Source organism: Lysobacter sp. M2-1, assembly GCF_022662495.1.
GTDB lineage: Bacteria > Pseudomonadota > Gammaproteobacteria > Xanthomonadales > Xanthomonadaceae > JAKPBU01.
In genome coordinates, this window is sequence record NZ_JAKPBU010000009.1 from 34,423 (window position 1) to 48,836 (window position 14,414).

Consider the following 14,414-nt stretch of genomic DNA (forward strand, 5'->3'; position numbering starts at 1 on the left):
CTCGCAACCCGGATACGCCCATGACCATATCCACCACCTTCAACGCCTTCCGCATCCATAATGACGCTGACGGCTACCACAGCGGCATCGAGCGGGTTTCGTTGGACGATCTCAATCCCGGCGAAGTCGTCATCAAGGCCGTGTATTCCTCGGTCAATTTCAAGGACGCACTGGCCGGCACCGGCCAGGGGAAAATCCTGCGCTGGTTCCCGCTGGTCGGCGGCATCGACGTGGCCGGGCATGTGGTGGCATCGACCGACGCGAGCTTTTGCGAAGGAGATCCGGTGCTGGTGACCGGGTCGGGCCTGAGCGAGACCCGCGACGGTGGCTACGCGCAATACGCCAGGCTCGAGTCCAAGTGGGTCATTCCCCTGCCCGCGGGCCTGGACCTGCGCGAGAGCATGATCCTGGGCACGGCCGGTTTCACTGCCGCATTGGCCCTGTTCCGCATGTCCGAGAACCGGCAGACGCCGGCGATGGGGCCGCTGGCGGTGACGGGCGCAAGCGGCGGGGTCGGATCGCTGGCCGTGGACATCTTCAGCAGCGCCGGCTACCAGGTGCACGCGATCAGCGGCAAGGCCGCGCAGACGGCCTACCTCAGGGCCATCGGCGCCAGCGAGGTGCTCGGCCGCGACGCGCTGCAGCCTGCGCGGCCGATGGAGAGCGTTCGCTTCGGCGGCGGGCTGGACAACGTGGGCGGGCCGATGCTTGCAAGCCTGTTGGCACAGACCGCGCCCTACGGCAACGTCGCCAGCGCCGGGCTCGCAGCGTCGCACGACCTGGCTACGACGGTCATGCCTTTCATCATCCGCGGCGTGTCGCTGCTGGGCGTGGCCTCGGCCGGCACCGCGCGGGATATCCGCGGCGAAATCTGGCAGCGCCTGGCCACGGACTGGAAACCGCGCCACCTGGACCGGATCTGCACCCGCGAGGCGACGCTGGAGCAGCTGCCGGAGGTTTTCGCCAACATGCTCGCGGGCGGATCGCTGGGGCGCACGATCGTCCGGCTGTGACCGGCGCGCTTGCGGCGACCACCGCGCCCGCTAGAATCGACCCGGAACCCGGGGAAAGCTCATGGCACGCATCCTGATCGTCGACGATTCGCCGTCGCAGCTGATGGGCATCCGCCGCATCGTCGAAAAACTTGGGCACGAGGCGATCACCGCCGAAGACGGCGCCGAAGGCGTGGACAAGGCGCGCAGCGAACAGCCCGATCTGGTGCTGATGGACGTGGTGATGCCCAACCTCAACGGATTCCAGGCCACGCGCGCCATCACCCGCGACGCCGCCACCCGGCACATCCCGGTCATCATGGTCACCACCAAGGACCAGGAAACCGATCGCGTCTGGGGCATGCGTCAGGGGGCCAGGGCCTATCTGAGCAAGCCTTTCAGCGAGAGCGAACTGGCCGAGATGATCGCCAAGGTGCTGGATCCGGCACCCACGCCAGCGGCGTGACGGAGCAAGGTCAGGCGCGCCGCCAGTCGTCGCCGAAGGCCTGCTGCAGGGTGCGATAGGCCTGGCGCTCGGATTCGCTGTTGGCCTTCGGCGCCAGCACCTCCAACTCGACGATCTGGTCGCCCGCCGCGGCCGAAGCGCTACCGGGAAGGCCGCGACCGCGCAGGCGCAGCTTGCGTCCGGCTTCCGAATCGGCCGGAATTTTCAGCTCCACCGGACCGCCGAGCGTGGGCACGCTGACGGTTGCGCCCAGTGCCGCCTCCCACGGGGCGACCGGCAGCATGTGGATGATGTTGCGCCCGTCGACCTCGAACTGCGGATGCGCTGCGTACTCGATCTCCAGCAACAGGTCGCCACGCGCCCCGGGATGCCCGTCGGCGCGGCCCGAGCCGCCCTGGCCGGCCAGGCGGATGACCTGCCCAGGCCGGATGCCTTTCGGAATGCGCACATCCAGCGACTTGCCGTTGATGCCGATGCGCACGCTGCTGCCGTGGTAGACCGCATCCAGCGGCACCGACAGCTTGGCGCGCGTATCCCCGCGCGGCTGCGGGCCGCGGCCGGGAGCCGATGGACCGGGCCCGCCGCGACGCCGACCGAACAGTTCCTCGAAGAAGTCGCTGAACCCGCCGCCCGCGCCGCCGCCGGCAAAGATTTCCTCGAAATCGAAGCCGTCGGCCTGGCCCTGGAAACCGCCCTGCGGCGGATGCACCTCGTCGCCGGGCCGGTAGCCGCGCGAGCGCAGCTGGTCGTAGGCGGCGCGCTTCTCGGGATCGCGCAGCGCCTCGTAGGCCTCGTTGACCGCCTTGAAGCGTTCCTCGGCACCGGCCTCCTTGCTGACGTCCGGGTGGTATTTGCGCGCCAGCCGGCGATAGGCGGTCTTGATCTCACCCTCGCCCGCACCCGGCTCGATCCCGAGGATCTGGTAGTAGTCCTTGAATTGCATGCGCTGTCCGGTTGCCGTTCACCCGATGCCCACGGAAGCGGTGAGCCTCCGTGGGCACGAGATTAACGCGTTGTCCGGTGGGACTGCTCCGGCCGCGGATCGATCAGTGAGAAGTCGTCCCCGACCCGCTGGCCGATTGTCCTGGCTGGTCCTCGAAGCGCCCTACCTGGATCCGGCGCGGGGCCGACTCCGGACGCTTCGGAATGGTGATCTCCAGCACGCCGTGCCGGCCGCTCGCCCGGATGCCTTCCGGATCTGCGCTGTCCGGCAGCGCGAAGCGGCGGTGGAAACTGCCGTAACGGCGCTCGACGCGCGAGAAGCGTTCGGTTTCGCTCGAAGTTTCGCTGCTGCGCTCGCCCTTGATCGTGAGCATGCCCTTGTCCATCGAGACCTCGATGTCCTGAGGATCGATGCCCGGCAGATCGGCATACAGGACGAAGCGGTCGTTCTCCTCGCGTACGTCGACGCTCGGCACCCACTGGCTGGTCACGACCGAACTGTCGTCGGCGCCGGTCTGGTCGAACGGACCGCCTTCGAACAGGCGATCGAACGCCTGCCGGATTTCGTTCTGGAGCGACGCCTGTCCCGGCCATTGGCGGTAACGGACAATGTTCATCGCATTCACCTCCATTCGGTTTGTGTTGAGAAAGGGTTCGACGGCTGCGCCGTCACGCCCCACATAGGTGCTCGCGGCCGGCTTTCAAGCGGCCGCGTGCACGTTTGCGTCAGCCCCGGGGGCGGAGGCCGCGGCCACCGGAATGCGCCGCGAAACGGTGGCCGGCTTCTTCGGGATCGCGACTTCCAGCACGCCGTTGTGGCTGCGGGCGACGATGCCCCCGGCGTCGGCGCCGTCGGGCAGCGCGAACTGCCTGTGGAAGCGGCCGTGGCGGCGTTCGGCGTGCGCATAGCGCCCCGCCACATCGCTGCCGGTGCCGGCGCGTTCGCCCCGGATCGAGAGGATGCCCTCGTGCATCTGCACTTCGATCGCCTGCGGGTCTACACCGGGCAGGTCGGCGTAGATCACGAAGCGGCCCTCCTCCTCCTTGATGTCGACGCGCGGCGCCCATGCGATGGCGGCAGTACCCGCCTGGCCGGACTGGTCGGATTCGCCGGCATCGAAGAACCGGCCGAAGGCGTGCTGTTGGAAAGCCCTGTGGACGCTAGGCCGGTGGCGATGGCGCTGGGTGCTCATGTGGTGGTCCTGTTCGGGGCGGCGCGATGCGGCCGCGATGCCGGCTAGATGGCCATTGCGATCACGGTTTCAACCCCTTGACGCGGCCTTACCCTCGTCCCCATAGACTCCCCTTCACCGCGTTTTTCCCTTTCCTCTCTAGGAGTGCGTAGATGACCATCCAGGCCGGCGACAGGCTGCCCGAAACCACCCTCAACAAGATCGGCGACGGCGTGGAAATCGTCGACACGCGCAGCCTGTTCGACGGCAAGAGGGTGGTGCTCTTCGCGGTGCCCGGCGCCTTCACTCCCACCTGTTCGGAACGCCACCTGCCCGGGTTCGTCGAACGCTTCGAGGACTTCCGCGCCAAAGGCGTCGACGTGGCCTGCGTGTCGGTCAACGATCCGTTCGTGATGCAGGCCTGGGGCCAGAGCCAGAACGTGCCGGAGGGATTGCTGATGCTGGCCGACGGCAACGGCGACTTCACCCGCGCGCTGGGGCTGGAGATGGACGCCAGCGCGTATGGCATGGGCACGCGCAGCAAGCGCTTCGCGCTGTATGCCGAAGACGGCGTGGTCAAGCAGTTGCACGTGGAGGCGCCGGGCGAATTCCGCGTCTCGTCGGCCGATTACGTGCTCGAACACCTGCCTTCCTGATCATAGCCACCGGAGCGCCAGCATGGCCAAGCAAGCCAACCGGAAAAGCAGCAACGCGATGATTCCGACCGGCACAACCGCTGCACTGACCGACGTGGCCACACTGCGCGCACGCGCACGCAAGAGCATCGACAAGGGCGCGATCACCGAGACCTATACCGCGGACCGCAAAGAGGTCATCCGCCTGCTCAACGACGCCCTGGCCACCGAATGGGTCTGCGTCCTGCGTTACCTGCGGCATTACCACATGGCCTCCGGCATGCTCGCCGACGCGGTGAAGGGCGAATTCCTGGAGCATGCGCAGCAGGAGCAGGAGCATGCGAGCAAGATCGCAGAGCGCATCGTGCAGCTGGGCGGAGAACCGGATCTGGATCCCGATACGCTGACCCGCCGTGCGCATGCCGAGTACAAGGTCGGCAAGGACCTGCGCGACATGGTCAAGGAAGATCTGATCGCCGAGCGGATCGCGATCGACAGCTATCGCGAAATGATCAACTACATCGGCGATCGCGATACCACCACCAAGCGCATCCTGGAAAGCATCCTGGCCCAGGAGGAGGAGCACGCCGACGAGTTCGCCGACCTGCTCAACGGGTGGATCGGCAAATAGCCGCAGCGACGTTGCAGGAGCGACGTCGGTCGCGAGCTTTTTCGATCGCCCGGCAGGCAAATAGAAGGCGGCCCTCGGCCGCCTTCTTCATAAGAACTCGCGACTGACGTCGCTCCTGCAGATGAATCAACCCAGCGGCGCGCTCTGCACTGCCTCGCTTTCGGCAACGGCGGGTTCGCCATCCTCGTCCAGCGACGCATCCACGCGCTCGATCGCCTGCAGGCTCTCGTCCGCACCGACCCGCATCAGGGTCACGCCCTGGGTATTGCGGCCGACCTGGGCGATCTCGGCGGCGCGCGTGCGCACGAGCGTGCCGCCGTCGGAGATCAGCAGGACTTCGTGGTGGTCGGACAGCTGGATCGCGCCGACCAGCTTGCCGTTGCGCGTCGTGGTCTGCAGCGCGATCACGCCCTGGGTGCCGCGACCCTTCTTGGGATAGTCGGCCACCGGAGTGCGCTTGCCGTAACCGCGCTCGCTGGCGGTGAGGATGTCGCCATCGCCATCCACCACGATCAGGCTCACCACTTCCTCGCCAGGCGCCAGGCGCATGCCGCGCACGCCGGTGGCGGTGCGGCCCATGGCGCGCACGCTGGCCTCGTCGAAGCGCACGGCCTTGCCGTTGCTGGCGAACAGCATGATATCGCGCTCGCCATTGGTCAGCTCGGCTCCGACCAGGGCATCGCCTTCGTCCAGATTGATCGCGATCTTGCCGCGCTGCAGTCGGAATGCGTATTCGGGCAGCGGGGTTTTCTTGACCGTGCCGTTGCGCGTGGCGAAGAACACGTACTGGCCCTCGGCGTACTCGCGCACCGGCAGCACGGCCTGGACCTTCTCGCCTTCCTCCAGCGGGATCCAGTTGATGATCGGGCGGCCGCGCGCATTCGGGCCCGCATCGGGCAGCTGGTGCACCGACAGCCAGAACACGCGTCCGGCACTGGTGAAGGTCAGCAGCGTGTCGTGGGTATTCACCAGCCACAGCTGATCAATGAAATCCTCTTCCTTGGTGGCCGCCGCATTGCGGCCGCGTCCGCCGCGGCGCTGTGCGCGATAAGCGCTGGCCGGCTGCCGCTTGGCGTAACCGGCATGGGAGAGCGTCACCACCACGTCTTCCGGAGCGATCAGATCGAGGATGTCGAGATCCTCCTCACTGGCGCGGATTTCGCTGCGGCGAGCGTCGCCGAACTCTTCCTTCAGGTTCTCCAGCTCTTCCCGGATCACGCGCATCAGCACGTCCGGATGCTCGAGGATTTCGATCAGGCCACGAATGGTCTCCAGCAGCTGGCGATATTCCTCGGTGAGCTTGTCCTGCTCCAGGCCGGTGAGGCGGTGCAGGCGCATTTCCAGGATCTGCTGCGCCTGGATTTCTGTGAGCTGGTACCTGCCCTCGACCAGGCCCACGCCTGGCGGCAGGTCCTCGGGCCGCGAGGCGTCGCTGCCCGCGGACGCCAGCAGCGCGGCGACCAGGCCCGGATCCCAGGTCCGCGCCAGCATCTTCGTGCGCGCTTCTTCCGGATTGGCCGAGGTCTTGATCAGCTCGATCATCTCGTCGATGTTGGCGAGCGCGACGGTCAGGCCTTCCAGGATGTGGGCGCGCGCCCGCGCCTTGCGCAGGTCGAAGATGGTGCGGCGGGTGACCACCTCGCGGCGGTGGCGGACGAAGGCCTCCAGCATCTGCTTCAGGTTCAGCAGCTGCGGGCGCCCGTCGACCAGCGCCACCATGTTGATGCCGAACACCGATTCCATCGGCGTCTGCGAATACAGGTTGTTGAGCACGACTTCGGCCGAATCGCCGCGCTTGATCTCGATGTAGATGCGCATGCCGTCCTTGTCGGACTCGTCGCGCAGCTCGCTGATCCCGTCGAGCTTCTTCTCCTTGACCAGCTCGGCGATCTTCTCGATCAGCCGCGCCTTGTTCACCTGGTACGGGATCTCGGTGACGATGATCGCTTCGCGACCGTTGTCCATCACTTCCACGTCCGCACGCGCGCGCATGCGCACGCGGCCGCGACCGGTGCGGTAGGCCAGGTGGATGCCGCCGACGCCGTTGATGATGCCGGCGGTGGGGAAATCCGGCCCCGGCACGTGCTCCATCAGGCCCTCGATGTCGATCTGCGGGTTGTCGATCAGCGCCATCGTCGCAGCGATGATCTCGGTCAAGTTGTGCGGCGGGATGTTGGTCGCCATGCCCACCGCAATGCCCGCCGAGCCGTTGACCAGCAGGTTCGGGAACCGGGTCGGCATGACCGTGGGTTCCTGCTCCTTCTCGTCGTAATTAGGCTGGAAGTCGACGGTTTCCTTGTCGATATCGGCCAGCAGCTCGTGGGTGAGCCGCGCCATGCGCGCCTCGGTATAGCGCATCGCCGCGGCGGCGTCGCCGTCGACGGAACCGAAGTTGCCCTGCCCGTCGACCAGCAGATAGCGCAGCGAGAACGGCTGCGCCATGCGCACCAGGGTGTCGTACACCGACTGGTCGCCATGCGGGTGGAACTTGCCGATCACGTCGCCGACGATGCGCGCCGACTTGTAATAGGGCTTGTTGCTGTGCGCGCCGAGCTCGTGCATGGCGAACAGCACGCGGCGATGCACCGGCTTGAGCCCGTCGCGCACGTCCGGTAACGCGCGCCCCACGATCACGCTCATGGCGTAGTCGAGGTAGCTGCGGCGCATCTCGTCTTCGAGATTGACCGGGATGATTTCCTTGGCGAGTTCAGCCATGCGGCGTGGGTTTCCTGGAGACGGCTTGAGGGAATTTCCCCGGCACGCGCGCCAGCCTCACGGGAGGGTTCGCGAGGACCGGAACAGACGGGGTTCAACGACCTGAAATTCTAGCATTTCGGGGCGTCGAAAGCACCCGTAATTTCCATATGGAAACAATAAGTTAGGTGGTTTCTCGGGGCGCTCGGAACGTCGCAACCTGGCGATCATCCCCACAGCCCGAAAACGCGTCCGTGGGAGCGGCCCTGGCCGCGAATGCCTTGGACCTTTCCGGGCGACCGACCGAAAGGCGCTCGCGGCCAAGGCCGCTCCCACAGGGATGCCGCGCGGCTGGAAGTTGCGCCAGCGCTAGCCGAACAGCGCCCGCATCCGCTCTTCGTCCGGTCGCTCCACGACGCCCTTCTCGGTGACGATCGCATCGATCAGATCGTGCGGGGTGACATCGAACACCGGATTCCAGGCGGCGATGCCCTCGGCCACGGTACGCGTGCCGCCGACGCCGTGCAGTTCGCCGGCTTCTCGCTCTTCGATCTCGATCAGGTCCCCGCTGGCGGTAGCCATGTCTACTGTCGAGGAAGGTGCGACGACCATGAACTTCACCCCGTGATGGCGCGCGGCGATCGCCAGCTGATAGGTCCCGATCTTGTTGGCGACATCGCCATTGGCACAGATCCGATCGGCGCCAACCACCACCCACTGCACTTTTCCTGCCTTCATCAGATGCGATGCCGCCGCGTCCGCGATCAGGGTGGCGTCGATGCCGTCCTGCTGCAGTTCCCACACGGTCAGGCGCGCACCCTGCAGCCATGGGCGGGTTTCGCCTGCGAATACGGCATCGATCCGACCCTGGGCCACGCCGGCGCGGATCACCCCCAGCGCAGTGCCGAAGCCGGCAGTAGCCAACGAGCCGGTGTTGCAATGGGTCAGCACGCCGCTGCCCTGCGGGATCAGCGCCGCGCCGAGCGCACCCATGTGGCGATTGGCGGCCAGGTCCTCGGTTTCGATGGCGCGGGCTTCGGCTTCCAGCGCCTCGCGCCAATCCCCCGTCGCGCGCAGCAAAGCCGCGCGCATGCGCGCCAGCGCCCAGGCCAGATTGACCGCCGTGGGTCTGGCGGCGTTCAACCGCTGCAGCGCGGGTTCCAGCTGCACGGCCGCCTGGTCAGGCTCCGAAGCGTCGATCTCGCGTGCCGCGAGCACCACGCCCCACGCCGCGGCAATGCCGATCGCCGGTGCGCCGCGCACCGCCAACGCGTGGATGGCCACGGCGACTTCGTCGCTGTTGCGACAGGTGAGATATTCCGTAGCGAAGGGCAGCTTGCGCTGGTCGAGCAGTTCCAGGGCGTCGCCGGTCCAGCGGATCGGACGGATGCGGTCGTAGCGTGCGTAGTCGATATCGCTCATCCGTACAGTTTAACGGCCACGCATGCGACGGGCCGGCACGTTGCCGCGCCGACCCGCCGATCCACGCTTATGAATTCCATTCTCAGCGTACGCTGAACTCGCCACGACAACCGCGCGAAACCCAGATACCCCTGGCATCCCAGCCCCAGTTCTGTCCCTGGATGCAGCGCGTATCGGAGAGCTGGCGCACGAGCTGCACGCCGCGGTTGACACGGACATCGCAGCGACGCGTGCGATTGTCTTTGGATTCACAGCGCACGGTCTGTCCGTAGCCGCCGCTCCAGCCGCCACCGCCGGTCCACTCGAATTCGCCGCGGCATCCGTTCGAGACCCACACGCCATTGCCGTCGCTGCCCCAGGTGCGCCCCTGGATGCAGGGCGCATCCGAAAGCTGCCGCACGAGGCGGGCGCGGCCCTGCCCGCCCGCGCCGCAATGCTGGGTGCGGTTGTCGCGCGACTCGCAGCGGAACCTGCCGCCGTATCCGGCGCCCGAACCGTAGCCCGGATCGCCATAACCCGGCGAGTAGCCGCTGCTGACGAACTCCGCCCGGCATCCATTCGACACCCAGACGCCGCTACGCGTGTAGCCCCAGCTGCGACCTTGCACGCACGGCGCATCGGACAACTGCCGGACCAGGCGCACGGCAGTTCCGCCAGTCGCACATTCGCGGGTCCGTCCATCGTTGGATTCGCAGCGGAAGACGCCGCGATCGGAACCGTAACCTCCCGGGTATCCGGCCGAACCGCCGTACCTGTCTCCGTAATAGCCGCCCGACGAATAGCCGCCGGGGTAACCGTAGCCAACGCAGCCCGACAGCAGCAGCGCCAGCGGCGCAATGCACCACACGAACCTGTTCATGGCGTCCTCCTCTGTATTACCCGCCTGCCAGCCTGCGTTCCGTGCGGTCGATGCCCATGATCCGCGGGCCTCCCACTCGCACTGCGTCATGCGTTGCGAACGGGAGCATGCCCGTGCCGATGTCCAGATCGCGTGTCGTTCGGAAGCTTCGTTCAGGGCCCGGTATGGTTGGGCCGCGCCGCAGCCGCCATCTCCCCCGGCTTTCGCACGAGCGCTTTGCGGTGCGGGCTCGGGACGCTGCTGCCCGCTGCGCGGCTGTGGCCACACCGTCCAGGCCGCCTACATCTACCGGATTCCACCGGAACGGATACGTGGGCGTTTTGAATGGCCTGGCCGACGAGGCGCTTTACCGCACCAGGCACGAAGACCGCAGGCCGGTCGCCGTGCATCGACCAGGACACCCGCTCAGCCGCGAGCGAAGTCGAAAGCCAGCACGTCGGCGATGCGCGGCGTGCCGAGCATGGCCATCAGCAGCCGGTCCACGCCCAGCGCCACGCCGGCGCAGGCGGGTAAGCCTTGCGTCAAAGCCGCGAGCAGGTGCGCATCGACCGGCGGCTGTTCCGAACCGCGTGCGGCCCTTCGATCCAGATCGCGCGCGAAGCGCGCCTGCTGCTCGGCTGCATCGGTGAGCTCGTGGTAGCCGTTGGCGAGTTCCACCGGGCCGAGGTAAAGCTCGAAACGTTCGGCGACCGGGCTTTCCGTCTGTGCGGGGTCGTGGCGGATCTTCGCCAGCGCGCACTGCGAAGCGGGATAGTCGTAGACCGCGAGGAGCGTGTCCGGATCGAAGCGTGGCTGCAGGCGATGGGTCATCAGCAGGTCGAGCCAGTCGTCGCGCTCCAGGCCTTCCGGCTCGATCTGCACATCGCCCAACGCGCTGCGCAGGCTTGCATCGTCGTCGCGCAGCGGATCGACGCCGAGTTCGCGTCGGTACAAGTCGCGGTAGGCGATGCGCTCAAGGCGCGCGGCACGTCCCACCAGGGCCAGCGCGCGGTTGACCACGGCCGCTGCCTCATCGATGAGTCGATGGTGATCCCAGCCCAGGCGATACCACTCGAGCATGGTGAATTCGGGATTGTGGCGTCCGCCGACCTCGCCGTCGCGGAACACGCGACCCAGCTCGTAGCAATCGCCAACACCAGCGGCGAGCAGGCGCTTGAGTGCATATTCGGGCGACGTGCGCAGCCAGCGCGTGCGCGGCCCGCCTTCGGTCCGGCCGGAGAATCCGAGCGAGAACGAGGCGATGTTCGGATCGGTGTTGCCTGCCTGCGAGAGCACCGGCGTCTCGACTTCGAGCACGCCTTGTTCAGCGAAATAGGCACGAAGCTCGGCGTTCAGGCGGGCGCGCAGGCGGATAGCTTCGGGCAGGGCCGACGGCTGCCACCCCGTCATGGCGATCCGGAGCCTGTGGGAGCGGCGTCAGCCGCGAGCTTTTCCTTTTCCCCTTCAAGGGGAAGGCTGGAATGTGGATGGATTTCGTGCGAGATGCGGCAGGTCGAGATCGGCCCCGTCCACACCCGGGCTCTCCGCTTGAAGCGGAGGGCTTCAGAGATCGCGACTGACGTCGCTGCTACTTGGGCGATCACTCGTGTTCCTGCAGGAATTCGAGCAGGGCCGCCTCGTCCCAGATCTCGACGCCCAGTTCCTGCGCCTTGGTGAGTTTGCTGCCCGCCGCTTCGCCGGCGACCACCAGCGAGGTTTTCTTCGACACGCTGCCCGAGATCTTGGCGCCGAGCGCCTCGAGCCGGTCTCCCGCCTCGTCGCGGGACATCGACTCCAGGCCACCGGTGAGCACGACCGTCTTGCCGGCAAGCGGACCCTCCGCCGAGCGCTTGGGCGCACCTTCGGTCCAGTGGACTCCAGCCTCGCGCAAGGCTGCGATCACTTCACGGTTGTGCGGCTGGGCGAAGAAGTGGGCGATCCGCGCAGCCACGATCGGGCCGATGTCCGGCACCTGGCGCAGGGTTTCCTCGTCCGCGTCCATCAGCGGCTGCAGCGCGCCGAAGTGCCGTGCGAGGGTCTTGGCGGTGGACTCGCCCACATCGCGGATGCCCAGCGCGTAGAGCACCCGCTCCAGGGTGGATTCCTTGCTGGCCTGGATCGCAGCGAGCAGATTCTCGGCCCATTTGGTCGCGATCTTGCCGGCCTTGACTGTTTCGGGGATCACGCCATCGCGCTCATCCGCACGCCGTTTCATCTCGACGAAGTCGTCCACGCCCAACCGATAGAGGTCGGCGACGGTGCGTACGTAGTCGAACTCCACCAGCGCCATGATCAGGCGCTCGCCCAGCCCCTCGATATCCATCGCCCGGCGCGACGCGAAATGGAACAGCGCCTGCACCCGCTGCGCGGGGCAGAACAGCCCGCCGGTGCAACGCGCGACCACTTCGCCTTCCTCGCGTTCGACCGCAGAGCCGCAGTCGGGGCAGATCTCGGGCAGCTTGTAGGGCGGATGCAGCGGCCTGCCCTTCTTGTCCAGCGGTCTGCGTTCCTCGACCACGCGCACCACTTCGGGGATCACGTCGCCGGCGCGTCGCACGATGATGGTGTCGCCCACGCGCACGTCCAGACGCGCGACCTGGTCGGCGTTGTGCAGGGTGGCCCGGGTCACGGTCACGCCGCCCACGTGGACCGGCGCCATCAGCACCCAGGGCGTGACCGCACCGGTGCGGCCGACGTTGACCTCGATCGATTCCACCGTGGTGGCTTCTTCCTGCGCAGGAAACTTGTGCGCAAGCGCCCAGCGCGGCGCACGTGAGACGAAGCCCATCGCTCGCTGCTGGTCGTAGCGGTCGAGCTTGTAGACCACGCCGTCGATGTCGAACGGCAGCGCGTCGCGCTTGCCGCCGATGCGTGCGTAGTACGTCAGCAGGCCTTCGACGCCGCGCACGGTTTCGACCTCGGCGCTGACCGGAAAACCGAGTTCGCGCAGCCAGACCAGGGTCTGCGAATGGGTGCCGGGCAACTTGCCGCCCGTGTTCTTGCCGAAGTCCACTTCGCCCAGCGCATAGGCATAGAACGCCAGAGGGCGCTGCGCGGTCACCCGCGGGTCGAGCTGGCGCAACGAACCGGCCGCGCCGTTGCGCGGATTGGCCATCGGCTTGTCGCCGCGCTCGCGCGCGGCCTGGTTGAAACGCTCGAACGCCGCCTTGGGCATGTACACCTCGCCGCGAACTTCGAGCACTGCCGGCGGTTTTCCGCGCAGACGCAGCGGCACCGAACGCACGGTGCGCAGATTGGCGGTCACGTCCTCGCCGCTGGCGCCGTCACCGCGGGTCGCGCCGCGGACGAAACGTCCGCGTTCGTAGCGCAGGCTGATCGCAAGACCGTCCAGTTTGGGCTCTGCGGAAAACGCGGGCTCGGCGTCGCCGGTTTCCTTGCTGATGCGCGCAACGAAATCCGTCACTTCCCCGTCGTCGAACGCGTTGGAGAGCGAAAGCATCGGGATGGAATGACGCACCACCGCGAACTTTCCCGAGGGCAGGTTCCCCACCCTCTGAGTCGGGGAATCCGGGTCGGCCAGGTCAGGGTGTTGGGCTTCGAGCGCCTCGAGCTCGCGCATGAGCCGGTCGTATTCGGCGTCGGGAATCGAGGGCTCGTCCAGGACGTAGTAGCGGTGGTTGGCGTCGTCGATCCGGCGACGCAGGTCTTCGATGCGGTGGGCGGGTGTGGTCTTCGCCATGCTCAGGCCATGTCCTTCGACTTCGCGCCTTCGGCGCTACGCTCAGGACGAACGGAGAGTGTCAAACCCGAGGATTCCGTTCGCCCTGAGCGTAGCGTAGCGGAGTCGAAGGGCGCCCCTCGCGAAGACGCGCCGGTGTGGCCTACCAGCGCGCCGGCTTGCCGGGTGCGACCTCGCGCTGGCGGTCGTAGGCGCGCATTTCCTCGCGCAGGTGCTGCACGCGCTGGCGACCCAGGGGATTGCGCTGCTCGTCGAGCACCACGCCCTCGAGCAGTTCGGCCATCCGTTCGGCGGCCGGCTGCATCATTTCCCAGGCATCCAGCGCCGCCACCGGCGCCGGCAGGGTCAGGAAGAAGGCGATCGCCGGCGTTTCCAGGCTCTGGATCTCCGCCATTTCGAAGCTGCCGGGCTTCTTCACGTTGGCGACGCTGAAGACCGGGCCCTGCTCGGGATGGCCCTGCACCAGCCGGTGGAAGACATTCATGTGGCCGTAGGTCAGGCCGGCCTTTTCCGCCGCCACCACGATGTCCGGGCCGCGCAGGGTATGCCCCGCCCGCGCCGCGATATAGAGCGTGATGATCTTGTCGAAGTCCTCGCTGACCCGCTTGCCGAGCTCGCTGTTGGGCTGCACCGCGCCGATCGCGTCGTCGAGCAGGTCCATTTCCGACTGCACCAGCGCTTCGTCGCCGTAGCCCGTTCCGGCCGCGAGCTGCTGCTCGAGCTGCGCGCCCAGGGTCGGTTCCATGCGCTCGCCGTCCCGGCCGCGCGCCTCGACCCGGGTGCCCTGCGGGGTCCTGCGCGGGCGTCCGAAAAACCAGATCGCCAGCATCAGCAGAAGGCCCGCAACGACGATCCCGATGCGCAGCAGCCAGATGTCGGACATTGCTTCCTCCGGAAGGGAATGCGGAATGGGGAATCGGGA

At 67.2% G+C, this 14,414-nt stretch carries 13 protein-coding genes; 4 read left to right on the forward strand and 9 right to left on the reverse strand.

The genetic code is table 11. The annotated features are described in order from the left end of the window. The first annotated feature begins 20 nt into the window (after positions 1 to 20). Together MC375_RS14385 and pilH are read left to right on the forward strand one after the other, a co-directional pair. On the forward strand, positions 21 to 1,013 hold the full coding sequence (locus tag MC375_RS14385) for a YhdH/YhfP family quinone oxidoreductase (RefSeq protein ID WP_242104093.1): 993 nt from the start codon (positions 21 to 23) through the stop codon (positions 1,011 to 1,013). A gap of 61 nt (positions 1,014 to 1,074) precedes the next feature. After that, positions 1,075 to 1,458 (forward strand): twitching motility response regulator PilH, encoded by a 384-nt coding sequence (pilH, locus tag MC375_RS14390; protein WP_242104094.1) that lies wholly within the window; start codon positions 1,075 to 1,077, stop codon positions 1,456 to 1,458. A gap of 10 nt (positions 1,459 to 1,468) precedes the next feature. Here pilH and MC375_RS14395 read toward each other — a convergent pair whose 3' ends face one another. From MC375_RS14395 to MC375_RS14405, 3 genes are all read right to left on the reverse strand, one after another. Further along, a complete protein-coding gene (locus MC375_RS14395; RefSeq protein WP_242104095.1) occupies positions 1,469 to 2,401 on the reverse strand; it encodes a DnaJ C-terminal domain-containing protein in 933 nt (310 codons plus the stop codon). Positions 2,402 to 2,504: 103 nt separating this feature from the next. Beyond that, complete coding sequence (locus tag MC375_RS14400) at positions 2,505 to 3,017, reverse strand: Hsp20/alpha crystallin family protein (protein ID WP_242104096.1); 513 nt, start codon at positions 3,015 to 3,017, stop codon at positions 2,505 to 2,507. Positions 3,018 to 3,101: 84 nt separating this feature from the next. Further along, the gene (locus MC375_RS14405) at positions 3,102 to 3,593 is read right to left on the reverse strand and encodes an Hsp20/alpha crystallin family protein (RefSeq protein WP_242104097.1); all 492 of its coding nucleotides are present in this window, start codon (positions 3,591 to 3,593) and stop codon (positions 3,102 to 3,104) included. Between the two features lie 152 nt (positions 3,594 to 3,745). On the opposite strand from MC375_RS14405, the gene MC375_RS14410 reads away from it, so the two are divergent. Both MC375_RS14410 and MC375_RS14415 read left to right on the forward strand, forming a co-directional pair. Then, positions 3,746 to 4,228: a peroxiredoxin gene (locus MC375_RS14410; RefSeq protein ID WP_242104098.1), complete on the forward strand. Its 483-nt coding sequence runs from the start codon at positions 3,746 to 3,748 to the stop codon at positions 4,226 to 4,228. Between the two features lie 58 nt (positions 4,229 to 4,286). After that, positions 4,287 to 4,838, forward strand: coding sequence for a ferritin-like domain-containing protein (locus MC375_RS14415; protein ID WP_242104176.1), 552 nt, complete (start codon positions 4,287 to 4,289; stop codon positions 4,836 to 4,838). Between the two features lie 126 nt (positions 4,839 to 4,964). Here MC375_RS14415 and gyrA read toward each other — a convergent pair whose 3' ends face one another. The 6 genes from gyrA to zipA form a co-directional block, all read right to left on the reverse strand. Beyond that, entirely contained in the window at positions 4,965 to 7,553 is a 2,589-nt protein-coding gene (gene gyrA, locus MC375_RS14420; RefSeq protein WP_242104099.1) for a DNA gyrase subunit A, read from the reverse strand. Between the two features lie 348 nt (positions 7,554 to 7,901). After that, positions 7,902 to 8,954 carry an S-methyl-5-thioribose-1-phosphate isomerase gene (gene mtnA / locus MC375_RS14425; protein ID WP_242104100.1) on the reverse strand — a complete coding sequence of 351 codons (1,053 nt, stop codon included), beginning with the start codon at positions 8,952 to 8,954 and terminating at the stop codon, positions 7,902 to 7,904. A gap of 82 nt (positions 8,955 to 9,036) precedes the next feature. Further along, positions 9,037 to 9,813, reverse strand: coding sequence for a DUF3011 domain-containing protein (locus MC375_RS14430; RefSeq protein WP_242104101.1), 777 nt, complete (start codon positions 9,811 to 9,813; stop codon positions 9,037 to 9,039). 405 nt (positions 9,814 to 10,218) lie between these two features. Further along, on the reverse strand, positions 10,219 to 11,202 hold the full coding sequence (gene epmA, locus MC375_RS14435; RefSeq protein WP_242104102.1) for an EF-P lysine aminoacylase EpmA: 984 nt from the start codon (positions 11,200 to 11,202) through the stop codon (positions 10,219 to 10,221). 190 nt (positions 11,203 to 11,392) lie between these two features. Further along, on the reverse strand, positions 11,393 to 13,492 hold the full coding sequence (ligA, locus tag MC375_RS14440) for an NAD-dependent DNA ligase LigA (protein WP_242104103.1): 2,100 nt from the start codon (positions 13,490 to 13,492) through the stop codon (positions 11,393 to 11,395). Between the two features lie 142 nt (positions 13,493 to 13,634). After that, positions 13,635 to 14,375, reverse strand: coding sequence for a cell division protein ZipA (zipA, locus tag MC375_RS14445; protein WP_242104104.1), 741 nt, complete (start codon positions 14,373 to 14,375; stop codon positions 13,635 to 13,637). Positions 14,376 to 14,414: the final 39 nt, after the last annotated feature.

Coding starts and splice junctions, on each gene's coding strand:
- MC375_RS14385 (WP_242104093.1), top strand. CDS start 21: ATGACCATATCCACCACCTTCAACGCCTTCCGCATCCATAATGACGCT.
- pilH (WP_242104094.1), top strand. CDS start 1,075: ATGGCACGCATCCTGATCGTCGACGATTCGCCGTCGCAGCTGATGGGC.
- MC375_RS14395 (WP_242104095.1), bottom strand. CDS start 2,401: ATGCAATTCAAGGACTACTACCAGATCCTCGGGATCGAGCCGGGTGCG.
- MC375_RS14400 (WP_242104096.1), bottom strand. CDS start 3,017: ATGAACATTGTCCGTTACCGCCAATGGCCGGGACAGGCGTCGCTCCAG.
- MC375_RS14405 (WP_242104097.1), bottom strand. CDS start 3,593: ATGAGCACCCAGCGCCATCGCCACCGGCCTAGCGTCCACAGGGCTTTC.
- MC375_RS14410 (WP_242104098.1), top strand. CDS start 3,746: ATGACCATCCAGGCCGGCGACAGGCTGCCCGAAACCACCCTCAACAAG.
- MC375_RS14415 (WP_242104176.1), top strand. CDS start 4,287: ATGATTCCGACCGGCACAACCGCTGCACTGACCGACGTGGCCACACTG.
- gyrA (WP_242104099.1), bottom strand. CDS start 7,553: ATGGCTGAACTCGCCAAGGAAATCATCCCGGTCAATCTCGAAGACGAG.
- mtnA (WP_242104100.1), bottom strand. CDS start 8,954: ATGAGCGATATCGACTACGCACGCTACGACCGCATCCGTCCGATCCGC.
- MC375_RS14430 (WP_242104101.1), bottom strand. CDS start 9,813: ATGAACAGGTTCGTGTGGTGCATTGCGCCGCTGGCGCTGCTGCTGTCG.
- epmA (WP_242104102.1), bottom strand. CDS start 11,202: ATGACGGGGTGGCAGCCGTCGGCCCTGCCCGAAGCTATCCGCCTGCGC.
- ligA (WP_242104103.1), bottom strand. CDS start 13,492: ATGGCGAAGACCACACCCGCCCACCGCATCGAAGACCTGCGTCGCCGG.
- zipA (WP_242104104.1), bottom strand. CDS start 14,375: ATGTCCGACATCTGGCTGCTGCGCATCGGGATCGTCGTTGCGGGCCTT.